The organism is Blastopirellula marina, from assembly GCF_002967765.1.
Lineage (GTDB): Bacteria > Planctomycetota > Planctomycetia > Pirellulales > Pirellulaceae > Bremerella > Bremerella marina_A.
This window is the reverse complement of record NZ_PUHY01000016.1, coordinates 185,346-209,930: the sequence shown is the minus strand read 5'-3', so window position 1 is coordinate 209,930 and position 24,585 is coordinate 185,346. Positions and strand designations below refer to the sequence as shown.

Below are 24,585 nucleotides of genomic sequence, written 5' to 3'. Positions count from 1 at the left end.
TACAGAAACAAGGGCTACTCACGGATTCCCGCGAATAGCCCTTCCAATCTTACCCTAGATTTTGGTCCGTTGCCGATAGGTAGGGAACCGAATTTTTAAGACGACTTAATGTGGTGGAATCGTCCCTTAGTCGAGGATTTCCAACTTCAAGTTGCGGAAGCGAACCTCGGTTGGGCCGCCGGAATGTAGTTGGAGGGCGAAAATACCTCGTTTGGCTCCCTTGTCGTCGTGTAGGTCAACGCAGGGTTGGCCGTTAAGGAACGTTTTGATGTCGGCTCCGTGGGCGACGATTTCGTACTTGTTCCACTCGCCGGGCTTTAAGTGGGCTTCGCCTGATTTGTCCCACAGCAACGCGCGGCCATGTTCTTCGTACAGCTTACCCCACCAACCGGCACCCGCATCAGCCTGGTAACCTTTGACCGAGCCACCTTTTTCGGGCTGGCTGCGGAACTGGATCCCGCTGTTCCCCTTGTTGTCGACCAGCTTGATCTCCAGCGTCAAGCGGAAGTTTTCAGCCGAAAGGTCACTGATCAGGAAGGCGTTCTTACCGATTCCCTTTTCCGTGAAACCAACGATCTCCCCATCTTCCACCGACCATAAGGTCTCGTCCCCGTTCCAGCCCGACAGATCTTTGCCGTTGAACAGTTCGACGGCGTTCTCTTTGGTGGCCAGCATTGGGGTCTGCGATTTGCCTTGCAGGTAAGCGACTAGGCTACGGATGTCATGTTCGCTGAACGGGCGAAGTTGATCGTCGGGCATCATCGATTTTTCGCTGAGCTTGCGATCGTCGATTTCGTCTTGCGGTAGGACCAGCTTCTCTTCGGCGGTTTCCAGGGTGAGTGTTTTCTCGTCTTCCGTCCGCACGATACCGGTCAGCACGCGGCCGCTATCGAGAAGAATGATCGACGGCTGGTACTCTTTGGCCATCACCGCACTTGGATCGACGATGTTGGACAGCAAGTAATCGAGGTTCGCTCGGTTCGAGCCGGTCAAGTCTGGGCCGACATGGGCGCCTGCCCCGTACAGCGAGTGACAACGCTGGCAGGTCTTCGAGAAGATCGCTCGTCCCAACTCCAGGTCGGGCTTGGGCAGATCGGTCCGGCCGACCAGCTTCTTATACTGCTCGATCAGCTTAGCCTTTTCTTCTGGGGTTTCGCGAACCGAGCCCCAGACGTTGGTCAGCTTAGCGTCGATTTGTTTGTCTCCCAGATTCGAGAGCTGACGTACCAAGTCGGCGGTGAGGTCCTTGGTCGGCACGTCTCCCTTTTCAATTGCGGCGAGCAGCGTGCGAGCATATTCTGGACGCGAGCAAAGGGTGGCCATTGCCAGACGCTTACTCCCCGGTGGGAACGCGTTGTATTTGGCCAGGACGATTGTTGGCGTTTGGGCGTCGTCGTACTGAGCCAGGCCTTTCAGGGCCAAATCGCGTAACTCAGCGTTCCCGAGCAGCGACTGCAGTGTAGCAGGCAGCTTCGGATCGTTGGCACCCAGCAAGGCTTCAATTGCGGACGTTCGTGGCCCGGTCGCTACCTGGCCGCTGGTTGCCATCTGACGCATCTTGGCCATGGCGGCTTCGTCGCCGAAGGTCACACCCAGGGCGGTTGCTTCCACCGAGACCGCTTGATTGTTGCTGCCAATCAGCTTGGCACCAACTTTCGGCCAGGCTTCTGGCATGTCGACTTTACGCTGGCCAGCCAAGGCCGTTCGCATGGCTTGCAGGAATGTGAGTTGAGTTTGAGGTTCGTCGATGTTGGACAAGCCGCGGACGAGCGTGGCCAGCGAAGACTTCGGATCGCCACTGCCAATCCGCCGCAGCATGTACTGACCAAGGAGCGGGATCTGTTTGCTGGCCGAGAGTCCCAACGCCAACGCACGTTCGGGCGAGGCATCGGCGAGCGGCTCGGCGGCGTACCAGTACATCAAAGGTAAATTGTGGTCGGTGGCGTCTTCCGCATGCGAGGTGAGTGCCGTCAGCAAGTCCCAACGCGAGTCGAGCGACATTCGCTGGGCGGCCGAAGCGAGGTACAAACGAACGATCGGTGAAGGATCGTTCTTGGCCAGTTTCACCATCGATTGATACAGCGAATCGCTCGGCTGGTGGTTTTGTTCCAGGGCCAGTTGGAATGCCCAGCCGCGGATGTGCGGCTCGGCATCAGCCAGCATCGCGGCGGTCGTTTCGGCTGTGGTTTGACCGATCACGTGCAGTGCCCAGTAAGCCCGCAATCGACGCGTGGCATCGGGGTTCGACTTGGCGATTTCGCTCAGTTTGGAAATCGCCGCGCCAGAGATCTTTCTGGCGGAAGCCCTTTTTTGGAGTTCCTTCCGGGCGTGGCGAACGTACCAATCGTTCTTATGCAGCGTGTACTGGGCGAGTTCTTCGTCGGTCGACTTTGTCAGGTCGACCTGAACGTTGCGGGGCTCGCCATAGCTGATCTTGTAGACGCGGCCATTGCTGCGGTCGTGCACGTTGGCATCGCGTGAATGGCAAGCTTGCATGTCGTACCAATCGATCATATAAGCGTTGCCGTCAGGCAGGTAACGAATGTTAAGGATCTGCGAGGCGCGGTCGCCGGTCAGTAGGAAGTCGGGGCCGTGACTGCCGACGTAGCCAGAACCTTCTTCATGCAAGATGTCGACATTCAACCGCTGACCATGAATGTTGTTCATGAATAGCTGGTCGCGATACGAATCGGGCCAGGCATCTCCCAAGTAAATCATCGCTCCTGCGTGAGCATGACCGCCGCCCGCTTCGTCCGACTTGTTGTTGCCGCTGTGGGGTGTCGAACCGAGGTAGTGCAGGTGATCAGCGATCGTTTTGATATCGTTGTACGTGTACTGATTGAAGTGCGAACCTGCTTGGCGTTGGTAGCGGGCACCTTGAATCATGTGATAGAGGTGAGGAATCACGCACGCTGTGCAGAAAGCCTGGCCGTAGTCGTTGAAGTCGACACCCCAGGGGTTGCTGGTTCCGTGGCAGAAGACTTCAAACTCGTGACGAATCGGGTGATATCGCCAAATGCCGGCGTTGATGCGTTGTCGTTCCGAATCAGGAGCACCCGGCTTACCGACGTTCGAATGGGTGAATACACCATGGCAGCCATACAGCCAACCATCGGGTCCCCAGATGAATGCGTTCAGCGTTTCGTGCGTATCTTGATAGCCCCAACCGTCGAGCAAGATTTGCGGTTCGCCATCGGGGATGTCGTCGCCGTTGGCATCGGGTATGAACTGAAGGTAGGGAGCCGCACCGACCCACACGCCTCCGTAACCCACTTCCAAACCGCTGACGAGGTTCAAGCCTTCGTAGAAGACCTTGCGTTCGTCGAACCTGCCGTCACCGTCTTTGTCGGTGAAGATCAAAATGCGATCTCGGCCTTCTCCCTCTTTGGCCCGCTGGGGGTACTCGAATGCTTCGCAGACCCACAGTCGTCCTTTTTCATCGAGCGCCATCGCAATCGGCTGGGTCACCTCCGGCTCGGTGGCGCTGACCGTTACGCGGAACCCTTCTGGCAGCTGCATGGCGGCGGCGGCTTCTTCGGCCGAGAGACCCGCATGCGGATACTGATCAGGGGTGAGGGCGATGCGGGCTGGCTTCGGCTTGGCGGGGGCTTTGTCGTACAGACGGAAGTTGTCGAAGTTCAAATGTCCCCAGCCACCTTTGTGCATGTCGACCAAACGAATGAAGATCTTTTTGCCTTCGACCTTGCGCAGGTCGACGACGGTCAAGTCCATCCCTTCGTTGTTATTGCCGACCGTGGAATAGAACGGCTTGTCACTGCCGACTTCAATGAGTTCGACGCGGGTTTCTTCGTGCGAGCCACCGTTATGCAGGAAGGCGGCGAAACGTTTGGTGACCTCGAACGGAGCCGATGTGAGCGTGCCCGTTGCTTGATCGAGCACCTTCTCGTAGCCGCCAATCCAGAACTTGCCTTGATGGTTGCTACGCATGTCGCTGCGACGTGCCCGCACTGTGTCCCCTTCGATCGGCTGTTGCTCAAACGCAGGCCCTTGGGGGGTCCAGTCTTCGAGCGTTCCCTTCTCGAAATCGAGATTCAACGGCTGACCATCTTCGCCTAGGGGCAGGATGCCATCCGCGGCGTGAACGGGTACGCAAAACAGGAGCGTGGCAACGCACCAAGAAGCAAACAACAACAGGCGTGGCATGGTCGGGCTCTTTCGAGGGGAGAACGAAAATCGCGACGAGTGGGGGAGGAGGGAGAGTGGGAACAGCATTCCCATCTGGTGTAGGTAAGCAAGAAACCTACCCCAATTGTAGCCGATAGTTCATGTAGATAATGCGCATCGACCAGAGAGATTTAACGAGCGAGACAGAACAAGCTGGCCGACCACGGACCAGCTTGGTGATGCTAAAAGCAAGCCGAAACGCGAAATCGTTAGACCATTGCCGCCTTCATGTTGCCGCACGCTTCGGCGCATTGGCGGCATGCTTCGGCACACTTTTGGCAATGCTGATGATCATGCTTCGCGCACTCGTTAGCACAGGCCTGGCATACCTTCGCACAGACGGCACACAACTCTCCGCTAAACTCCGAATCACGAGCCAAAAGGGCCGAGGTCGTCCAGCACAACTGGGCACAGTCACGATCGGTCCGAATGCACTCGGCCATCATTGCGACGTTATCTTCACTCAGGCACGCATCGGCACAAGCCTCACAAGCTCGGGCACACTCGATACAGGCCTCGAGGCACTTCTGAAAATTAGGGTTCGACATGATACTACTCCTTCAACGACAAAGGTCTGTCCTAGCACGGTCCGGACGTCCCAAGGTGCAAGTTGTATGCCACTGGGCGTGGACATTGCTTTTCCCACGGCTTCCTTTTTTCCAAAAACAAAACATCAGAGACTGCCGCCGCGAGGCGCCTCTCTCTTTGGTTTCTTGTTCTTTTCTCTTCTTAACTCTTCTCTTCTCTTCTCTTCTCTTCTTTAGGTCCGCAAAACGTCCGCTCGCGTGCGGACACTTTGCGGACAAAATGCGCCGCATGTCGTGTGGACACCATTGGAATTTTGCATAAGTCGAGTGCAGCGAGCTGTTTCCGCAGTGGCGACTACGGAAGCAAGATTCGCCCAACGAACGAAGTCCGACTGTGATATTAGATTTGCCTGGGACTTTGGCGAGGTACGACATCGTCTTAAAAGGCGAGTCCGCGCCCAAAGAAGTAAGATGCCGCAACCGCGAGAATCGAGAGCAGAGCGTAAAACGCTTGCAAGACTGATCGAAGAGATGACCCGTAGAATACCATCGTCAGGAAGACACATCCGACCACGAAGCAGAAAGGAACAATTCCAGAAACGATCGTAGCATTAGCTGCAAGAATGACATTGTCGAGATTGGGAATCGAATTCAGGCGACTCGCCAAGCCGAGCAACGAATCGCGTTCCAAGGCTCTAAAGTGATAGTCTACTCGACGGCTGATGAAGACGACGAGACACAACTTCTGTTCCCTGCCTAACCCCAGCTTGGTAAGCTGTGGCGGATAGATTGGCACGTTCCTGAAATGCCCCTGAGGTGGTTTTGACATGTGGTGGAAGCATTCGTTGTTGTGCGTTGGAATGCTGTTGTTGGCGATCGGTTGTTCGCAGCCGGCGAGTGATTCGACCGATGAAGCGGCCCAGACTTCGACGACGCAGGCTGCTCCGAAGAAGCCTCACGCGAAACGGTCGCGGACTTCCGAGCCCCTGGTGAACAGCTCGCCGCAAGAATGTTTCGAGCGGATGACCGAGGCGGCCGACTCGAACGATGTGATCACGTTGCTGGAATGCTTCGCCCAGGAAGATCGCAATCGCCAGGTTGGCATGTTGGCGTATCACGTCGAGCGTTTCATTGTGTTCCAGACCGAGGAAAAGGACCAGGCGTTGGCCTTGTTAGCCAAGTATCACCTGGAGAAGACCGATATCATGGGCATGATGCAGATCTACGATTCGCCAGGGGGACAAGGCGCCGCCAAGGCGGTCGAGGTTGTGGGTCGCCAAATCCAGGACCAGAAGGCGTTCCTGGAAGAAGCGACCGAGTTGATCAATTCGCGGATCGATGGCAAGCAGAACGAAGCCGACAAGACACCTTCGACAGCCAAACTCTCGGGCGTCCAAATCGAGGGGAATCACGCCGAAGGGACGCTGACCAATGCCGAGTTTCCCGAGCCGCAACCGATTTACTTTGTGAAAGAGAACGACTCGTGGGTCGTCACGGCGAATCCGCCTGAGACAAAAGTCGAGACAGAGCCGAATGAAGATCGGCCAGTTGCCGATCCCAACGCTGGTGCCGCTATGCCCGACCAAGAGCATGCGACACCCTTAACGAGCGTTCAGGTCGAGCAGAGGGTACGGGCAATGATCGCCGAGGAGCGGCGGAGCTTTGCGGAGGAACGTAAGATTGCCAACGATCCATACGAACTTGATATCGATGTCGAGAATACCGAGGAAGGCTATTCCGTATTCGTCGTTTTCGGCAGTGGACGCAACCAAGCAGGGGAACTCATCGGAACCTACCCAGGCGGTCACGCGCTCTACGAGCTTGATGGAAGTGGCAAACTAATCAAAAAGATTCCCGGAGCCTGATACGACGAGCGAAAGAGCGACCTAACAGTGTCAGCATGTTAGGTTGACTTCTGCCAGACGTCGCCTGGCATCTCGAACTGATCTGGCTCTTTTTGCGAGCCAGAGAACGGCACGAGCAGCAAGTGTCGGAGACGCCATAGCCCGAAGATGCCAGCCGTTGCGATCGCAGCGCCAATCTTGATTAGCGTTCGAGCGTACCAAGGGAGATCGCGTTTGCCAGCGATCACATTGCCGTTCTCGTCTTCTTCGTACTCGATTAGGACATCGCAGTTCGGGCAATGATCGCCCACCCCGATGCTGGCCGACAGTTCGTGGTCGCAGTTGGTGCAGAAGTAGGCGACTTCTTCCTGACGAACCGGTGGCGTGTAGTTATCGGCCGTGATGACGGTCGACGGTTCCTCGTCCGGCTTGTCGGCGGACGGCTCAGGAGAATCTTCTTTTTCTGCGACTTCCGGTTTCGCGGCAGGCGATGCGGCTTCTGCCTGGGGTGAGGTGGGCTGGTCGGTAGTCGGTTCGGTGGCGGGGTCGGACTCGGCGGCTACGTTCTTCTTCCAGGATTTGAGATGCTTTTGATCATGCTCGGAGAAGATCGAGAACGGAATCGATACCGTCTCGCCGTCGACTCGCAACAATGCATGATGGTTCGACGTGACGTCGAGGAGCTCGCCGTCGATCGTGTTCCCGGTGATATCAGTCCAAGTGCGGGCCTCACCCGCGACGAGTACCGTGCTGAAGCCCAACAAAAGCAAGCCACACGCGACGAGAGAACGGCATACGTTCATGCGATGGTTCCGTCATGAAAAGCGGAAGACGAGGAGGAGGTGCCGGTCACTTCGCTGCGGAGCAACGAAGACACACGCAATAAAACCGTATGCTACAACTGGCCGAGGAGGGGGGAACTTGCCCAAAAAAGGCAGCGATTGGCGAATCGTGATGTATCGACGAAACGTTTTCGCCGATGTCGGTTAATAAAACACACCAACTAGCGAACAACGAGCATGACTACTACAGAACCAATAAAAGAAGGCGGTGTGATGCTGGGCCCAATCGGCAGCATCGTCGTCGGTGTGCTGGCGATTGCCGTCGGGTGTTTTCTGGCAGTTGTCTTCAACTACGCTGCGTTCACGCAAGGTTTTGTGAGCGAGAGTTGGCCGACGGTGGAAGGTAAGATCACGTCGTCCAGCATCTCAGAATCTGGCCCGCGCGATCATCTCACGTTTCGTGCCCATGTGAGCTACCAATATGAAGTCAACGAAACCGTGCATCGCAGCGATCGAGTCGACTTCAATCCGACCGGAATGAGCTCGTCGAAACGGGTCCACGCACAAGAGATTACCCGCAAGTATCCCGCCGGCAAGCAGGTAACGATCGCTTACGATCCCGAAGATCCCAACATCAGCGTGCTGGAGCCAGGTGTGAAGCTGGGAGCGGCGTTCATGATTGGGCTGGTCTGTATTGTGACCGGAGGGCTAATATTATTAAGTGGTATTATCTCAGCCGTCCGTAAGAAGACGAGCCGTTTGGGTGAATCGTCTTAGCCGTAGGGACCGATTGCAAAAGGACGCTATGTTGGAACGGATCTGTCTCGTGGTCGTGGTATTCGTCTTATCGGGCTGCGATAAGTTTGAAAATCGGATGGTAGCAACACCACCGATCGACGTGCCACCCCCGGCTGTTCAGCCGTTGCCGTTGAAACCTGAGACGCAAAAGATCGTGCGCGAGACGATCGCCCTGATCGTGGAAAAGGACCCCAGCGAAATTTCAACCGATTCAACGTTTATCGATCTGGGGTGCGACGATCTCGATTTGATTGAGATCGTCATGATTGTAGAGGAACGCTTGGCAATACAGATTAAGGATGAAGCGATCGCTCGCGAGATGAGCGTTCGTGACTTCATCGAACGTCTCCCGGACGCTACGCCCGCGCGTTAGACGTTCGCGGACAAGCGATGAGGTTGTCTTGTTGTTCAACGCCTGTGGGTTCACCAACGCAAACCAAGAGTCTGCCTAGATGTACTTCGAGAATTCGACCTCGCCGCTTACGAGGTTGTCGTATGCCCACACGAATCTCACATCGCGGTGATGAGCGATCGGCCAGCCGACCATTGGGAATTCGCGATCCGCTACGCCAGAATTGGGCGAACGATGTTTCCATGCACATCGGTCAGGCGGAACTCGCGCCCTTGATAGCGATAGGTGAGACGCTCGTGATCGAGCCCGAGCAGATGCAAGATGGTGGCATTCAAATCGTGCACATGGACGCCATTCTCGACGATATCCATGCCGAAGTCGTCGGTACGTCCGTAGCTGACGCCCCCTTGGATACCCCCGCCAGCCAACCACATGGTGTAGGCATCTTTGTGGTGATCTCGCCCGGCGACTCCCTTGTTCTCGCCATTTCCACCTTGGCAGAGAGGCGTCCGACCGAATTCGGAACCCCAGATGATTAGCGTGTCGTCCAGCATGCCGCGACGTTTCAAGTCAGTGATCAGTGCGGCAATCGGTTGGTCGATGTCGCTGCACTTCTTTGAGAGCCGGTTTTCCAAGTTGTTGTGATGATCCCAGTCGGCATCGTACAGCTCGATCAAACGTACGCCTCGTTCGACCAGACGACGTGCGAGCAGGCAGTTGTTGGCGAACGAAGCCTTGCCGGGTTCGGCTCCGTATAGCTGGAGCGTTTCCCTTGTTTCCCCTTCCAAGTTCATCAGATCGGGCACCGAGGCTTGCATGCGGAACGCCATCTCGTATTGTTCGATCCGCGTTTCGATCTCGGGATCACCAGTTGCGGTGAACTGCTGTTGGTTCAAGCTCGCCACCGCATCCAGCACACGGCGACGATCGCTCATCTCGTGATCTTGGGGGCTGGAAAGGAATAGCACCGGATCCCCTTCCGAGCGAAACTGAATGCCTTGATGAATGCTCGGCAGGAAGCCGCTCGACCACAGACTGGCCCCCGCGCCACCAGCCGGACCACTTAACAGCACGATGTAGCCAGGGAGGTTCTCGTTCTCAGAACCAAGACCATAGGAAACCCAGGAACCAAAACTGGGGCGTCCACCCCGGCCAAAGCCGGAGTGCAAAAACATCTGCGCCGGAGCATGGTTGATCTCCTCGGTATGGACCGAATGGATCACGGCCATCTCGTCGGCGACGGTGGCCATGTGAGGCAAGAGCTCCGAAAATGTTTGGCCGCTGCCACCATGTTTGGCGAACTTGAAGGGCGAGCCTGCCAGGGTAGACGTTTTACCGATGAATGCGAAATCGCGCCCCTTGGTAACTTCCGGCGGACAGGGCTGATTATGATGCTTGACCAGTTCCGGCTTAGGATCGAAAAGGTCCAACTGGGAAGGGGCCCCGATCATGTGCAGGTAGATGACATGCTTCGCCTTGGGCAATTGATGAGGGAGCAGGACGTCGCCACGCGACTCTTCCGCGAGGAGCGAAGCCAACGCGATCCCACCAAAACCAATCCCGCAAGCCTGAAGGAATCCGCGGCGTGGAATCGATTGTTCGGACTTGTGGTAAGGGCTGTCCATCGCGTTAGTCTTTGGTGATCGTTTCGTGCAAGTTTAAGAGAGCCGTCGCAACCGAGTACCAAGCCGCCTCTTTCGCGTCTTCCAGGTTCAAGCTATCGTCGTCTGCTCGCTCGGCTTGAAACTGCGACTCGTACAACTGTTTGATGGTGGCCAGTTCCACCTCGTTCGGCTGACGCGCGGTGCATAGTTGGAAGGCATACGTCAGTTGATCGTCGAGAGGGGCATCGGATTGCTGTTCACGAATTCGCGTGGCAAGGGATTTGGCGGCTTCGACATAAACGGGATCGTTGAGCAGGGTGAGCGCTTGCAGAGGCGTATTGGTTCGCGAACGCTCGACCGTGCAAGCCAGCCGGGCCGTGCCATCGAAATTGAGGAAGCTGGGGTAGGGAGAGCCACGTTTGAGCACAACGTAGATCCCTCGGCGATGCTTCTCACTGCCAGGACTGACCTCGTACTTGTAACGTTGGCCACCCACTTTGGTCCAAATGCCAGGCGGCTGATAAGGGCGAATGGGCGGACCGAATTGTTGCTCACTTAGGAGGCCTGAGGTGGCTAAGGCGTTGTCGCGAACCATCTCGGCACTCATGCGGAATCGAGGCCCGCGGGCGAGCAGCTTGTTCTGATCGTCGATCTGCTGAAGCTGAGGCGTGATGCGGGATGACTGCTGATAGGTGGAGGAAAGAACGATCTCGCGGAGCAGCTTCTTCCGCGACCAGCCGTTGTCCATAAACTCCACGGCCAGCCAGTCGAGAAGCTCGGGATGGGTTGGTGGTTCCCCTTTGATGCCGAAGTCTTCCTCGGTGGTGACCAGGCCTTGGCCAAACAGTTGCGCCCACCAACGGTTCACCACCACACGGGCCACCAGCGGATTCTCGGGCGAGATTAGCCAATTCGCCAACGTCAAGCGATTCGGCGGCCCTTGTGGCATGGCATGCAATCGCTGGGGCGTGCCAGGTTCTACACGATCCCCTTTCGATTTATAGTCACCTCGCAGGTAGATATGCGTCGGGCGAGGCTCTTTCAGTTCGATCATCACTAGCGTGGTGTCAGGCTCGGTCTCTTTCAGCTGCTTATCGAACTGGTTCAGTTGTTTTTGTAGCTTCTGACTCGGCTGGTCCTGTTTCGCGTAGAAATCGAGCAGCGTCGTCTTTTCCTTTTTGGTCCACTTGTCCGCGGGCTTCTTGGCAGCTGCTTTGACTGCCTTGGGGGTTGTCTTGGCGTCCATGTCTTGCGAGTCGGCGATCCACTCGACCAGCGAGGCGTTCAGCTCTTTACGACGAGCTTGTTGTTTCTCGTCGATGGCGGCTCGCTGCTTGGTTAACGCGTCATGCTTGGCGGCTCGTTCTGGATTGGCCAGCGACATCGACGGACCTTGGAATTGAATCGAGCTGGGAGTCTTGGGATCGGTCAGGTCCGCTTCGCGCTCGGTGCTGTTGAAGAAGGCCAAAAGTTGGTAGTAGTCGCGAGCGGAGAATGGATCGTATTTGTGATCGTGGCATTGGCAGCATTCGAGTGTCGTGCCGAGCCAAACCGCCCCGGTGGTGTTGACGCGATCGATGATTTGTTCCGCCCGAGTTTCTTCCGGCAACGAGCCTGCCTCGCAATTGGTCGGGGCACAGCGGTGAAACCCAGTCGCGATGCGCTGTGACTCGGTTGCGTCGGGTAACAGGTCACCAGCGATCTGTTCGATGGTAAACTGATCGAACGGCATGTCGTCGTTCATCGCCCGAATGACCCAGTCGCGATAGGGCCAGATGTCGCGAAAATCGTCGCGCTGAAAGCCGTGCGAATCAGCATAGCGGGCCAGGTCCAACCAAGGACGTGCCCACCGCTCGCCGAACTGCGGCTGCGTGAGCAACTGGTCGACAATTTGAGCGTAATGCTGATCGCTTGGATCTGCCACAAAAGCGTTCACTTCTTCCGGCGTCGGTGGCAAGCCAATCAAGTCGAAGTAAACCCGCCGAATCCGTTTTTCCGGCGAAGCGATCGGGGATGGGGCGAGACCTTCTTGTTCCAAACGACGAAGTACGAACGCATCGATGGGTGAGCGAATCCAGGCGGGATCAGTCACTGTGGGCGTGGCTGGTCGTGTGGGCTTAACGTATGCCCAGTGAGGCGGTGGGGTAAAATCCTCAGGCCAATTGGCGCCTTGTTCAATCCACGCGCGAACGATTGCGACTTCCTTCGGGGCCAGTGGATCGCCCACGGCCGGCATGATTTCGCTATGTCCTTTAGGCAGCATGACTCGCCGCAGCAGTTCGCTTTCGTCAGGCTTGCCAGCGACGACCGAGCCTGAATCGAACAACGCATTACGCTCGTCGAGACGCAGGCCACCTTCTTGTTCTTCTGCACCGTGACATTCAAAACAGGATTTGCGAAGGATCGGGAAGATATGTTCCCCGAAGCGAACTGTGGTATCTTCGGCTTGCGCCAGCGAGGCTTGATCAAGGCAGAACATCCCCCCAATTACTGCCAAAAGCAGCAAACGCCCAATTCGCAACTGAACAGGCAGACATCGCGGGAAGTTCATTCGACCTCCACTTGGCGGTAGGAAGGGAAGTGGGGAAAAGCAGGGAAGGGTAGGGAGAGTGGTCTTGCGAGCATGTTGTCACAAGCCGATTATAAGCGAGCTGGCAGATCATGACGAGCGAGTTTTTAGCAGTTTTCTACGATTGAGCCTGATCCGCTAGTCGGCGAGCGTAGGTGAAGTAGGTCCCGAAGCGGCAAATAGAAAGTAGGAATATCGATGTCGAGCTACCCATTGCGAGCGATGCAGCACGAAGACTGGGATGAAGTCGCCGCGTTGATCTTTCATTCCACCAATGCCTGGTACACGGCGAACGGTAAGCCAGCGATCTTCCAAGGCGAGATCTCCGCCGCGCGATTGTTCTGCGAAGTGTACGAAGCACTCGATCCTGGCTGCTGCGTGGTGGCGGTCTGTGAAGAGTCAGGACAGATTGCTGGCTCCTGCTTTTACCATCCTCGGCCAACGCACATGTCGCTGGGGATCATGAATGTGCATCCTGATCATTTCGGCAAGGGGATCGCACGGAAGTTATTGGCGTTCATCATCGATCAGGCCGAGTCGCAGCAGAAGCCCGTTCGGCTGGTTTCCAGTGCGATCAACCTCGATTCGTTCTCGCTCTATAATCGAGCCGGCTTCGTCCCGCGAGCCATGTTCCAGGACATGATCCTCCAGGTTCCAGAAGAGGGCATTCAAAGAGGAACGCGGCCAGAAGGTGTCGAGCGCGTTCGACCCGCCACGTTAGACGACTTGGACGCGATCGTCACTTTAGAAGCCGAACTGCACATGATCTCGCGGCCAGACGACCATCGCTTCTTCCTGGAGAACAAGCAAGGGATTTGGCATGTCTCGGTGATCGAGTCCGCCGATGGAAACGAAATCGATGGGTTTCTCGCCTCGGTGTGCCATCCAGGCTCGAACATGCTTGGGCCCGGGGTGATGCGAACCGAGGAAGATGCGGCAGCGCTGGTCTACGCTGAGCTGAATCATCATCGTGGCCGTATGCCGGTTTGGCTGGTCCCGGTCGAGGCCAGCCAATTGGTCCAGTACTGTTACGGTTGGGGAGCGAAGAACTGCGAGTTGCATGTTTCGCAAATTCGTGGCGAGTGGACCCCAACCGCAGGAATCATCATGCCGACGTTCATGCCGGAGACCAGTTAGTCTTTCGCCGGGCGTGGCGGGGTGTTGCCGTGGCGATGCACGATCTCGGTGACCGACTGCTCTTTGAGGTAGTTCAACCATTCCAGCCGACCGTTGGCCAGACTGCTAGCGGGGACTAGACGGTTGGCCTGGTTGTGCAGCGGCAGGAATTCGACGCTGGTGTTGTCCCCCACAACACGAACACTACCACCGTTATGCCTGTCCATCCTCTGGACGAATGATGCAGTATCCTCAGCGTACAAGGTCACTTGCTTGAGATTCGCAAGCGACTTGGTCCAAGATGGCAGCGACGTTGCGCTGACCTGCACTGGGATGCCTGCGATGTGACATAGTACGACAGCCCTTAGCACGTCGGCTTGGCCAGTAGCCTCATCCGTCAAACGAATCGCATGAAAATCCAGCGGGCGATAGCGGAAGTGGTTGTCCTCGCCGTGCAAATCAGAAGGATCGTGCTCGCGGTCGAATTCAGTATTCCACCAGTACAGGTAATTCTGAGCCGTGGATCGAAGTGCTTCATCGCCTTCCAATTCGTTTAGGAGGCTGTTGAGGTCGTTGGTGAGTGGCAAGGCCAACACGGGCAACTTGGTTTCTTCCCAGCGGCGGAACGAGGCGACATAGTTCGGTCCACCTGCTTTCGCACCGGTACCAACCGACGAGTGCTTCCAGCCACCGAACGGTTGACGCTGGACGATTGCTCCTGTGGTGGATCGGTTAATGTACGCGTTGCCCACCTCGACGGCGTCTCGCCACTTGGCAATTTCATCGACGTCGAGCGAATAGAGTCCGCCGGTCAAACCGAACTCGCTGTCGTTTTGAATACGAATCGCTTCATCGAGCGTATCGACGGGGATGATACCGAGGACCGGGCCAAAGCATTCGGTGCGGTGATACCAACTACCAGGCTTCACGCCGAGACGAATCCCAGGTCTCCACAGACATGGGTTGTCGTCGATCATCTGAGGCTCGAGAAGCCACGTTTCGCCCGGTTCCAACTGTGTTAGACCACGCAAGAGCTCTGGATGAGGTTCGCGAATGATCGGAGTCACTTCCGCCGTCAGATCCCACGCCGAAGCGACATGCATGCTGGCCGCCGCGTCGCGAAGTTGGTTGCGGAATTGCTCGCTTTCGTAAACGTCTCGCTGCACAATCGCCAGGCTAGTAGCCGAGCACTTTTGGCCGGCGTGGCCAAACGCCCCTTGCACCAAGTCCTTAATCGCCAGATCAAGGTCGGCCGCGGACGAGATGATCATGCTGTTCTTACCGCTCGTTTCGGCGTACAGTCGCATCTCAGGCTTCCAAGACTTAAACAGCTTAGCCGTCGCGTAGGCACCCGTCAGGACAACCGCCCCGACGCGATCGTCGCTAAGCAGCTTCGTTCCGTTCTCGCCGTCGACCAGGGGAAGGAATTGTAGCACGTCACGTGGGACGCCTGCCTTCCACAACTGACAGGCCAAGTACCACGCGGTGAGGACGGTCTCAGGGGCTGGCTTTAAGATCACCGTGTTGCCTGCCATCAGGGCGGCTAAGCAGCCACCGGCTGGGATTGCGTAAGGAAAATTCCAGGGTGGTGTGACGACAACGACGCCAAGAGCTTCGGACGTGGTTCCATCATTCCATCCGTCGGTGTCGAGCGAGCGACTGTAGTATTCGGCGAAGTCGATGGCCTCGCTGATCTCGGCATCACTCTCGACAACGGCCTTGCCGGCGTCTCCCATCATTACGCCAATCATGTCACCCCGTTCGTCTGCGGCAACTGCGGCAAAGCTGCGAAGGATTTCGGCTCGCTTCGCCTTGCCGAGGGCTTCCCAGCCGATCTGAGCCTGTGTCGCAGTCGCCAACGCGAGCTCGACCTGGGTAGCATCGCCACACGAGTACTGATAAAGCGTATGTCCAGGTCGGGAAGGATCATGGCCGTCGACCAACGTACCGGTAGTCACTTCCTGACCACCGACGGCAACGGGAAGCGTGTCGAAGGTTTTCGCCTTCCACTCGCTGGTGACTCGCTTGATCCAATCGCGGTTGGCAGGAATGGCGAAGTCGGTATTCGCGGTGTTCCGGAACGATTCGCTTGCGTGCGTAGGATGAAAGTGTTCGGCGGCACGATTCTGAATGCGATTGGGCGTCGAAGCAAGATGCCCTGACCAAGCCAACTGGCAGGCATCCAGAAACATCTGGCTTTGGGTATCCCAAGCAGGCGAATCAACGGTCAAATTGAACAGCGAGCCGAGGAAGCTGCCTGGCTGGGTGTTTTCGTCGAAGCGACGTACGAGGTAAGCAACGGCTGAATCGAAGTCGGCGTCGTAACAGATCGGAGCATAAACTAGCAGATCGCCCGTTCGGTCACGCACTTCATGAGCTTGAGCATTAGCCATCCCTTCAAGCATCTCGAACTCGACACGCTTTCGGACGTCCCGCTTTTCGGCCAATACAAGTGCAAAGGCGATATCGAACAAGTTGTGACTGGCCAGGCCGATGCGGACACCCTGCATGTTCTCGGGACGAAGAGCGAATTCGACCATGCGTTTGTAGTTCGCGTCGGTTTCGGTCTTGGTGTGATAGGGAGCTTGTGGCCACCCATGGATCGAAGCTTCGACCTGTTCCATGGCCAGGTTCGCACCTTTGACCAAACGGATTTTGATATCAGCGCCACCGTTTGCCACACGCTGGCGCGCCCAAGCCGTGAGTGACTTCTGCACCTCGTGCGAATCAGGCAGATAGGCTTGCAGCACGATGCCAGCGGAAAGATCCTTGAACTCGGGTTCGTCCAGGACGGAACGGAAGACGTCGACGGTTAGGTAGAGATCGCGATACTCCTCCATGTCCAGGTTGATGAAGCGATGCTGACCAGCACCATCTTGTTTGGCAGCCCGGTAGAGAATGCGCAGTCGCTCTTTGATCGTGGCCAAGGTTTGATCGTAGCCGGTGAGACTGATATGGGCGGCCACAGAAGAGAGTTTCACCGAGACGTAGCGAATCTGAGGGTCGGCCAACCGCTGAAGGTATTTCTCCAAGCGACGTTCTGCTTCTCCGTTGCCGAGGACTGCTTCCCCCAACTGATTCAAGTTGACGCGGATCCCTTCACGCTTGCGTTCGGCGAGGTATTTCTCGAACGAATCCTTTTCCGCCGAGATGATCACATGCGACGATTCCGATTGAATCCGCTTGCGAACTAGTGGCATGACCAAGCCAGGAGCAACCTGTGCTGCCCAACTTCCCAGTTGCAGAAGACAGCGATCGAGCGGGCTGAAGTACTTGGGCAGACCATGCTGTTGAATCAACGCTTTCAACTGATTGGCCGAGCGACGCGGGTTCTTGATCCGCAGCACCTGGTCGGCCATCGCGACGGTTAGCTCTTTGCCTGACTTGTCTTCGATCAAGCCAGCCACTTTTGCCAGGTTGGCCTTATCGGCCGAGGTTGCTCGGGCCTGCGATGCCCTAAGGATCTCAGCAGCAAGCTGAATAGCTTCGCCGGGAAGAGCATCGAAGTCGGTACGCGTCAGAGTTGGTTGAGGATAAGTCGCGGTTTGCACGTCACTGCGCCTTCGCAAAAGAGCTTCATGATCAAATTCCATGGGGAATTCTACGAATCTCCGGTCTGCGCAGTATTGAACAAATCGCATGCCGATAGCAGCTGTTTCTGCCTAAAACGGCAAGCTGAAAAATGAGCCGTTTTCCCTAACCCGGCTTCTGGTGGGACTTTCGGTAGGCTAGGGGTGTTTGATTCGCCGCTGCCCCAAAATGACGCGTGAACGCGCTTTGATCGCTGAAACCGCAAGCCAACGCGATTTCCGACAAGGACTGCTGGGTGGTGATCAGCAGTTGCGAGGCAAGTTCGAGCCGATATTTCATCACGAACTTCTTGGTCGAGAGGCGAAAAACACGCCGCATTCGTCGGTCGAGCTGCGTCGGAGAAAGGCCAACGTGCTCGGCAAGTTCCTCTGTTTTCAACGGATGCTCGATGTTAGCCCGAATGAACTCGATCGTGGCGCGGAGATCGGCCAGTTCGAGATCGCTATCGCTCGGTTGTTTTAGATCTTGCGAGACCCCCACCACACCAGTGACTTCCTCCTGATCGTTCATCAGGGGAAACTTGTTGGAAAGATACCACCCACGCGAGCCGTCGCTGTGTGAGATTAACTCAAGCAAGTCGCGCAGCGGTTGCCCTGTGTCGACAACTTGGCGGTCTTGGTCGTCGTACAATTTGGCGAGTTCAGCATCGAAGCACTCGGATGCCGTCTTGCCAATGATCTCGCTTGGATCGTTGGCCCCCAAACGCTCGGCGAAGGCGTGATTGACTTTGGTATAGCGGCCATCCAAGTCCTTCACGCAGTAGACAACGTCTCCCAGGCAATCGAACAGTTGATCGACCAGTCCCTCTGGAAATTCCTGCATCCTAACCGCCTGATTTCTTCCGCTGCGTTCGTATCGGCTGACTGCCGCGAGTTAGTTGAAACTCGCGGCATCCACCTTATTATTGATAACGCCCGGAAGAGAACGACGCTAGGTCGGAACGTTAGCCGATCTTGGCCAAGTCGAGCATGAACTGATTTTGCGACGAGGTATTCGTTAGATCGAGCGTAGGCGAATAATCGGCGATATGCACTTTGTTATCGCTGGTGAACTCGATCAAACGCATCCAGCCGTCGCCACCGTTCGGCTTCATCTGGAAGTTGACCAACATTTGGTGGACATCGCGACCACCTGGCGTGGTACTGGTAACGCGGCCGAGACCATCGTTCAAGACATGTCCATTGAGTGTGAAGATGAAGTTCTCGTGCTTGCTGACGAGGTTATTCCATAGCTCTTCGCCATCCATCACATCGTCGCCGGTCGCTTTGGCCACGCCGTACGAATGCGGATTCCAGTGCTGCTTCGCTCCATACTTCTTCCAATCGTAGCGGGTTTCGTCGAAGTAGATGTATGCGTGGGTAATCAAGATAGCTTCGCGGTCGGAGTACTTCTCAGCGATTTCATTCGCCCAGCGAACGACATCCGCGCGAGGTCCGAACTCGAGCCCGATTACCACGAAATCGCGACCGCCCGAAGAGAACAAATGATAGGTGTTCTCCATGCGGTCGGCTTCCTTGTCGTAAGTGCCGCCGAAAGTTGGTTGATCTTTGAACTTGGCAAGTGGGAAGTACTCGTTGAGATTGGTGGTCCGATCTTTGGCGGAACCGCCGGCGCTGTAATCGTGATTGCCTGGCACCATGAAGTACGGAAGGTGGCCGTCCATCTGCGACATGGCTTTAACTGCGACATCCCACTGCTCGGGCGTGTTGCGATTGGTGATATCGCCCAGGTGCAGCACGGCAGCAATGTTGCGGGCCTCTTTGTTTTCGACCAGCCATTTCGTTTGGGCCATGAAGCCTTCAGGATGAGCCTGGCAGTAGACCTGCGTGTCAGGCAACACTGCGATGGTGAAGCTGTCCTTCTCCTTCAGCTCCGGCGCCCCGGGCTTCTTCTCCGTGTCCCCTTCGGCTGCGAAGCTGGTCGTCGGCATCCAGGTTGGAAGCGACGAGAGGACCGGCAAGGCAAGACCTGATTGCAGCAATTGACGTCGGTTGATCTGAGACATGGAGGAAATCCGCGAGGTTGGAAGGTTAGGTGGGATAAGCGTTGAACTGAGTTCTTCTGTTATAGGAAGATATTGGCGCGATGGAATACCTTCCGAGAGGTCTTTGCAATGTCGTCGGCAGATCTTAACAGACAATAACCACCCAGGTCTAAATTTCCGCCACCCTGGGGGACGTGCTTTTGTTAGCCGCTACGGTATTCAGCTGGCGTGACGCCGGTGTGCTCGCGGAAGGCGCGGATGAAACCGCTCGTGCTGTCGAAGCCGCTACGGACGGCGACATCGACAATACTGAGTGTTGTGCTTGTCAAAAGGTGCTGGGCATGCCGCATGCGAGAAAGACGGATCTCATGAGCAATCGAGTGGCCGACGACCGATTTGAACCGCTTTTCCAACGACTTACGACTCATCGTGGCATTATCGACGATGTCGGTCACCGTAATCGGACGGCTGCAGTGGCTGCGAATGAATTCGATCGCGGTAGAGACTTCCATGTCGTCGAGCGCCAAGAACTCGGACGAGCGACGCACGATCATCTGCCCAGGTGGAACCAGCACTGGCTCCGCAGGCGGCGCTTCGCCGTTCATCATTCGTACGAGATTCTCGGCAGCCAGGTAGCCAAGGCGTTCCGAATTTTGGGCGATGCTTGACAGAGGTGGCATTGTCGTTTCGCAGATCAAACGGTAATTGTTGACGCCAACCACCGACACGCTGAACGGAACACTCCGGCCAAGGTTCTTGCAGCATTCGACGACTTCGTGGGCGAATTCATCGTGGCAAGTCGCTACGCCACAAGGTTCGGGTAACTTAGCGATCTGTTGCTGTAGATGTGCTTGATCGATTCGGCGATGGGTAAAGTCGCCTGGCAAGTCGGACTCGAATGCCACTTCCAGGATCGACGCGTTCTGGCCGCTTGCGGATAGTTGTTGTAGGAACCCATCGCGTCGCTGGCGATTGTGGTACCAGTCGAAATGACCGACGAATGCGAACTGCTTCAGCCCTAAACTTTGCAGATGATCAGCCAGCCGACGGCCGATTTCAAGATTATCGGAATGGACGACCGCGACATCGGGCAGCGGATCGACGTGCATCGTGACGTTGACGAACGGAATCCTGAGCTCACGTAAAAAATTGATTCTGGTCTGAGTTTCGGCAAATGCGATGATGCCATCTGGTTGAAACTCGGCCAATTGATCCCACGGAACGTAAGGGATTGCTGCTTGTTTGATGATTTGAATCTGGCTAGTTTCGGCGGCATACTGCATTACCCCACGGATCATGCGGACAAGGTTGTCCGAACTGGGGAAAACAACCAGAGCGACACGAAACAGTTTAGAAGCCACAACAGCAAGTCCTAACAAAGAGATGTCGGCCGAAGGTGATTAGATCGAGGGATCGACCGCAGCTTGATGGGGTTCGTGCGACGAACTAGGACATAGCGACTCGAGGATCTTCCAACAGGTGAGTTGCATCCGTGGAAAGTGAAACGGACCTTTCCACAGATTTCCCTTCAGCGGCGAACTCACCCGCCCATCACGGTGCAAATAGCCAAACCACTCGCCGTGTGAGGTATCTGGGAAGTGCTTGTAAGCATAGTTATGGATCTGTTGGTGCCACGCTTCGTACTTGGGATCCCCGGTAATTGCAAAAGCCAGAAGTGTGGCGATGATCGTTTCGTTTTGTGGCCACCAGAATTTCATGTCGTGCCAGTACTCTTGTACCGGTAGCCGGTTCACATCGACAAAATAGAGCATGCCGCCATATTCGTTATCCCAGCCGCGCTGCCACATCCAATCAAGCATCTGGCAACCAAGTTGAATTAGCTCTTGATCCTGACGGTATCGGCCTTCCCAGAGAATGAACCAAGCGCCTTCGATTGCGTGCCCAGGGTTGAGTAAACGGCCATCGAAATGATCGAGGCGTTTACCGTCGGGGCTCACCGTTTCCATCACACATTGAATGTCTTCGTGCACATGATATTGCCGAATCGTGTCGATCGCCTGATCGATCCATTGGTTCGCTTCCGGCAAGTCAATTGAATCTCGCAACTGCTGCGCCGTGTTGATCGTGATCATCGGCACGCCAATTCCACGTGTTGGGCGGACGTCGGTGAATTTCGGTTCTGGTTTGTGCTGCACAAAGCGAAGGAATAGTTCTCTGGCTATTTCGGCATATCTCTGGCCGCCTGTTGCCTGGGCCAGCTCACCGTAAGCAATTGCCGCGAATGATTCGGAGAAGGCATAACGGCGTTTGCGGATTGGCTGCCCGTCCCGTGTGACGTGAAACCACATCCGTCCGTCGGATCGATCGAAACCATGCTGGTCAAGGAAGGCGATTGTGCGTTCAGCTTCTCCTAGCCAATCACTACGTTTTTCCACGTTGTTGAAGATTTCGCCCATTAGCCAGGCGAAGCGACCTTGCTGCCAGATTCCTTTGTCGGTGTCGACGATGGAACCATCTTGGTGGACCGACGTCATGATGCCGCCATGTTCACGATCCACCGCATGCGTGAGCCAGAACGGAAGCGTGTCATTTAACAAGCCGTCGCGATAAGTTGTCAGCAATTTGTCCCGCCGCGTTTCGTTCATACCGCTTCCTTCACGATCGAATTCTCCCCCGATGGCAGGTCATAGATGGTTAGCCCGGCTAGATCACCCGGCGCCTTGCCGGCGATCCAACTGGCCAAATACCCAGTGGCGAAACAGACGGAAAGTCCGGCGGCTGGATAAAAGTAGCTGTTGATCTTCGAGTACTTCCACAATAGCAACATGACCACGGAACCGACTAAAGCACCGGCCATGGCACCGAACTGATTGGCGCGACGAGTGAACGCCCCCAACAAAAACAGGCCACCTAAGATACCCATGAAGATTCCTAGGATCACAATGAAAGCATCGAACAGTGAGCGAATGTTGGGATTGACGAACAAGATGCCCAACAGTGTACCGACGGTTCCAATCGCAAACGTGCAGTATCTTGCTGCCGTGAGGTAGCTTCTGTCGGTCGTGCAAAGTTCGAGCGGCCGCAGAAAGTCGACAATGATGGCCGTTGCCGAAGAGTTCATGCTAGTTGAAACGGTCGATTGAGCCGCGGCAAAAATGCCAGCTACGATCAAGCCAGCAAGACCAACAGGTATTTCACGAGCAATAAACAATGGAAAGATCTGATCCGTCGTTGTCATCGCATCGAGCTTGGCCGGATGGCTATGGTAGTAGGCGAAAAGTGATGTACCGATCGTGAAGAAGATGAGCGTGGCTGGGATCGTCAGCAAGGCACTAATCCAAATGGATTTGGTCGCTTCCTGCTGAGTGGGCGTGGTAACGTATCGCTGCACAACGGCTTGATCTGCCGTGTAAGACGATATATTCTGGGCGACGCCGCCAACCAGGATCACCCACAAAGCAACCTGGGCGTTGGTGATGTCCCAGTGGATGTTCGCCAGGTTGAACTTATGCGACTGATTGGCAATCTGCCAAAAGCCCTCCAATCCACCGTCGACGCCTGAGAGCAGCAGACCGACCGCCAGCAAGGCGCCTCCCAGCAGCACGAACGTTTGAATTGTATCGGTCCAGATAACCGCCTCGATGCCACCCATCGTGCAGTAGGCAATGCTGAGCACGCCCATCAGCATGACCGATTGAACGGGCGTAAGTGGTGTTGCGACGGCAAGCGCCAGAGCGGTCAGCGACATCACAATTGCCATGCGAAATAAATGGAACAGCACGAAGCTACCACTGGCAAACACCCTAGCCGATCGACCAAATCGCATCTCGAGATATTGGTAGGCACTGGTCGCGTCGATTCTCCGATAGAAGGGCATCGCGACGTAAATTGCCAGGATCGCCACAACGGGAATCGTGAAGTTGCCCATGGCGTAGACCCAGTCCTGGGCGAATGACTTTGAGGGGAATCCCATGAACGTCAGCGAACTGAGCATTGTGGCAAAAATGCTACAACCGGCTGCCCACCATGGGATCTGCTTTCCGCCCCGAAAGTAGTCGTCGGTGCTCTTATTCTTGCGAGAAAAGTAAACCCCGACGCCGACCATTCCCAGCAAGTAGCCGAATAAAACGATGTAGTTCAGTACGCCGAAGCTCTTGTTAGATGACGAAGGAGTAACCTTCCAAATATGCGGCGAGCGAACACGCGGTCGCACTTCACCGCTGGGGATAATGATGCTTTCTCCCCAACGAACCGCGGTGGTCGTTACGAGGTTTTCCTCTGTTTCACCTACTTTAATCCAGGTGTCGGTAATTGTGTGGTAAGCGAACGCTTCCTTGGGAAAACCAGGATGGTCGTCTTTCAGGTCATCTGCCTGAAAGAAGTTGCTTTCATCGGCGCTTCCCAGGACAAAAATATGACTTTGACCAATACCAATTGCCTCACCGGCCATGATGGTCCGCGGTGCCGATTGTCTTTTTTTCCAACTGTCAGTCTTGGGGACGTATTGCCAAACATCCTGAAGGAACTGTGTTTCGCCGTTTTCCTCACGCCGACCACCAATCACGTAGATAGAGTCATTGAAACCGTCGTGCTGTTGAGCGATAAGATTGAACGCACGCGTCGGGCCAGGTAACGGCTTGAGCGTCTTCCATTCGAGATTTGTCGGGTCTCCGTGAGCCGAAAGATCGAGCGACCAGATGACATTGGTGGCACTATTTAGTCCCGTCTCTTTCTGGCCACCGACAACGTAGACCGTCTGCCCAATCATCGCGGCCTGACCATACGCCATCGGTTGTGGTAGAGGAGCACAAGGGACCGTTGTAACGGATTCGCCATCCCATCGCAGGAAGTAAGTGTCGGCGTAGACCTTGTCGGCATCGCAGCCCCCCAGACATAGCACGCCGACTCGCGTCGTCACACAGGCACCGTAGGCGATCGGACGGGGCAGTTGGCCACCCTCCTTCCATTGATAGCCTTCGTCCTGGCGAACTAACACATGGATCGCATCGGTCCACTGCTTGTCCGATTCCCAAACCGGTCGGGGAAAGTTTGCTCCACCCGCGACAATCAGTGCATCGTCGTCGATGCCAGCGAACGGCCCAGCCACTCCCAGATCATTTGGGAGATCGGGCAGTCGCTCCCAGTCGAGAACGGTCTCAGCGCACGCATGCCCAGGGATTGCCCCAGCAACGAGCAGCAGCGCGACGACGAAGTTTTTTAGCAGAGGACGTAAGTGAGGCATGATGAGGCTTTCTTCGGCGGGGCAAGCGAG

15 protein-coding genes are annotated in these 24,585 nt (G+C 55.9%); 4 read left to right on the top strand and 11 right to left on the bottom strand.

Annotated features, from left to right (window positions below; all coding sequences use genetic code 11):
* Window positions 1-126: 126 nt before the first annotated feature.
* Both C5Y83_RS28575 and C5Y83_RS28570 read right to left on the bottom strand, forming a co-directional pair.
* Window positions 127-4,164 (bottom strand): PVC-type heme-binding CxxCH protein, encoded by a 4,038-nt coding sequence (locus tag C5Y83_RS28575; protein WP_105333233.1) that lies wholly within the window; start codon window positions 4,162-4,164, stop codon window positions 127-129.
* A 230-nt stretch (window positions 4,165-4,394) separates the two neighbouring features.
* Entirely contained in the window at window positions 4,395-4,733 is a 339-nt protein-coding gene (locus C5Y83_RS28570; RefSeq protein ID WP_105333232.1) for a four-helix bundle copper-binding protein, read from the bottom strand.
* Window positions 4,734-5,539: 806 nt separating this feature from the next.
* Between C5Y83_RS28570 and C5Y83_RS28560 the strand changes: the two genes are divergently transcribed.
* Window positions 5,540-6,577 (top strand): hypothetical protein, encoded by a 1,038-nt coding sequence (locus C5Y83_RS28560; protein WP_105333230.1) that lies wholly within the window; start codon window positions 5,540-5,542, stop codon window positions 6,575-6,577.
* 38 nt (window positions 6,578-6,615) lie between these two features.
* Here C5Y83_RS28560 and C5Y83_RS28555 read toward each other — a convergent pair whose 3' ends face one another.
* A complete protein-coding gene (locus tag C5Y83_RS28555) occupies window positions 6,616-7,359 on the bottom strand; it encodes a hypothetical protein (RefSeq protein ID WP_105333229.1) in 744 nt (247 codons plus the stop codon).
* Window positions 7,360-7,575: 216 nt separating this feature from the next.
* Between C5Y83_RS28555 and C5Y83_RS28550 the strand changes: the two genes are divergently transcribed.
* On the top strand, window positions 7,576-8,115 hold the full coding sequence (locus tag C5Y83_RS28550; protein ID WP_105333228.1) for a DUF3592 domain-containing protein: 540 nt from the start codon (window positions 7,576-7,578) through the stop codon (window positions 8,113-8,115).
* Window positions 8,116-8,143: 28 nt separating this feature from the next.
* Complete coding sequence (locus C5Y83_RS28545; RefSeq protein WP_105333227.1) at window positions 8,144-8,509, top strand: phosphopantetheine-binding protein; 366 nt, start codon at window positions 8,144-8,146, stop codon at window positions 8,507-8,509.
* A 191-nt stretch (window positions 8,510-8,700) separates the two neighbouring features.
* On the opposite strand, the gene C5Y83_RS28540 is transcribed toward C5Y83_RS28545, so the two are convergent.
* On the bottom strand, window positions 8,701-10,113 hold the full coding sequence (locus tag C5Y83_RS28540; protein ID WP_105333226.1) for a DUF1501 domain-containing protein: 1,413 nt from the start codon (window positions 10,111-10,113) through the stop codon (window positions 8,701-8,703).
* A 4-nt stretch (window positions 10,114-10,117) separates the two neighbouring features.
* Window positions 10,118-12,643 (bottom strand): DUF1553 domain-containing protein, encoded by a 2,526-nt coding sequence (locus C5Y83_RS28535; RefSeq protein ID WP_105333225.1) that lies wholly within the window; start codon window positions 12,641-12,643, stop codon window positions 10,118-10,120.
* A 216-nt stretch (window positions 12,644-12,859) separates the two neighbouring features.
* Between C5Y83_RS28535 and C5Y83_RS28530 the strand changes: the two genes are divergently transcribed.
* Complete coding sequence (locus C5Y83_RS28530) at window positions 12,860-13,798, top strand: GNAT family N-acetyltransferase (protein ID WP_199195172.1); 939 nt, start codon at window positions 12,860-12,862, stop codon at window positions 13,796-13,798.
* On the opposite strand, the gene C5Y83_RS28525 is transcribed toward C5Y83_RS28530, so the two are convergent.
* From C5Y83_RS28525 to C5Y83_RS28500, 6 genes are all read right to left on the bottom strand, one after another.
* The gene (locus C5Y83_RS28525; RefSeq protein ID WP_158262578.1) at window positions 13,795-17,328 is read right to left on the bottom strand and encodes a bifunctional proline dehydrogenase/L-glutamate gamma-semialdehyde dehydrogenase; all 3,534 of its coding nucleotides are present in this window, start codon (window positions 17,326-17,328) and stop codon (window positions 13,795-13,797) included. The two genes, C5Y83_RS28530 and C5Y83_RS28525, sit on opposite strands and share 4 nt — an antisense overlap.
* A gap of 145 nt (window positions 17,329-17,473) precedes the next feature.
* Window positions 17,474-18,190 (bottom strand): AraC family transcriptional regulator, encoded by a 717-nt coding sequence (locus C5Y83_RS28520; protein WP_105333223.1) that lies wholly within the window; start codon window positions 18,188-18,190, stop codon window positions 17,474-17,476.
* Between the two features lie 121 nt (window positions 18,191-18,311).
* Entirely contained in the window at window positions 18,312-19,373 is a 1,062-nt protein-coding gene (locus C5Y83_RS28515) for a metallophosphoesterase (protein ID WP_105333222.1), read from the bottom strand.
* A 182-nt stretch (window positions 19,374-19,555) separates the two neighbouring features.
* A complete protein-coding gene (locus C5Y83_RS28510; RefSeq protein ID WP_105333221.1) occupies window positions 19,556-20,713 on the bottom strand; it encodes a xylose operon transcription regulator XylR in 1,158 nt (385 codons plus the stop codon).
* 39 nt (window positions 20,714-20,752) lie between these two features.
* Window positions 20,753-21,958: an AGE family epimerase/isomerase gene (locus C5Y83_RS28505; protein ID WP_105333220.1), complete on the bottom strand. Its 1,206-nt coding sequence runs from the start codon at window positions 21,956-21,958 to the stop codon at window positions 20,753-20,755.
* Entirely contained in the window at window positions 21,955-24,555 is a 2,601-nt protein-coding gene (locus C5Y83_RS28500) for a sodium:solute symporter family transporter (protein ID WP_105333219.1), read from the bottom strand. The genes C5Y83_RS28505 and C5Y83_RS28500 overlap by 4 nt, the downstream gene beginning before the upstream one ends.
* Window positions 24,556-24,585: the final 30 nt, after the last annotated feature.

What these genes read in the sequence shown, in the direction of transcription:
- C5Y83_RS28575 (WP_105333233.1), bottom strand. Translation starts at nt 4,164, where the DNA reads ATGCCACGCCTGTTGTTGTTTGCTTCTTGGTGCGTTGCCACGCTCCTG.
- C5Y83_RS28570 (WP_105333232.1), bottom strand. Translation starts at nt 4,733, where the DNA reads ATGTCGAACCCTAATTTTCAGAAGTGCCTCGAGGCCTGTATCGAGTGT.
- C5Y83_RS28560 (WP_105333230.1), top strand. Translation starts at nt 5,540, where the DNA reads ATGTGGTGGAAGCATTCGTTGTTGTGCGTTGGAATGCTGTTGTTGGCG.
- C5Y83_RS28555 (WP_105333229.1), bottom strand. Translation starts at nt 7,359, where the DNA reads ATGAACGTATGCCGTTCTCTCGTCGCGTGTGGCTTGCTTTTGTTGGGC.
- C5Y83_RS28550 (WP_105333228.1), top strand. Translation starts at nt 7,576, where the DNA reads ATGACTACTACAGAACCAATAAAAGAAGGCGGTGTGATGCTGGGCCCA.
- C5Y83_RS28545 (WP_105333227.1), top strand. Translation starts at nt 8,144, where the DNA reads ATGTTGGAACGGATCTGTCTCGTGGTCGTGGTATTCGTCTTATCGGGC.
- C5Y83_RS28540 (WP_105333226.1), bottom strand. Translation starts at nt 10,113, where the DNA reads ATGGACAGCCCTTACCACAAGTCCGAACAATCGATTCCACGCCGCGGA.
- C5Y83_RS28535 (WP_105333225.1), bottom strand. Translation starts at nt 12,643, where the DNA reads ATGAACTTCCCGCGATGTCTGCCTGTTCAGTTGCGAATTGGGCGTTTG.
- C5Y83_RS28530 (WP_199195172.1), top strand. Translation starts at nt 12,860, where the DNA reads ATGTCGAGCTACCCATTGCGAGCGATGCAGCACGAAGACTGGGATGAA.
- C5Y83_RS28520 (WP_105333223.1), bottom strand. Translation starts at nt 18,190, where the DNA reads ATGCAGGAATTTCCAGAGGGACTGGTCGATCAACTGTTCGATTGCCTG.
- C5Y83_RS28515 (WP_105333222.1), bottom strand. Translation starts at nt 19,373, where the DNA reads ATGTCTCAGATCAACCGACGTCAATTGCTGCAATCAGGTCTTGCCTTG.
- C5Y83_RS28505 (WP_105333220.1), bottom strand. Translation starts at nt 21,958, where the DNA reads ATGAACGAAACGCGGCGGGACAAATTGCTGACAACTTATCGCGACGGC.
- C5Y83_RS28500 (WP_105333219.1), bottom strand. Translation starts at nt 24,555, where the DNA reads ATGCCTCACTTACGTCCTCTGCTAAAAAACTTCGTCGTCGCGCTGCTG.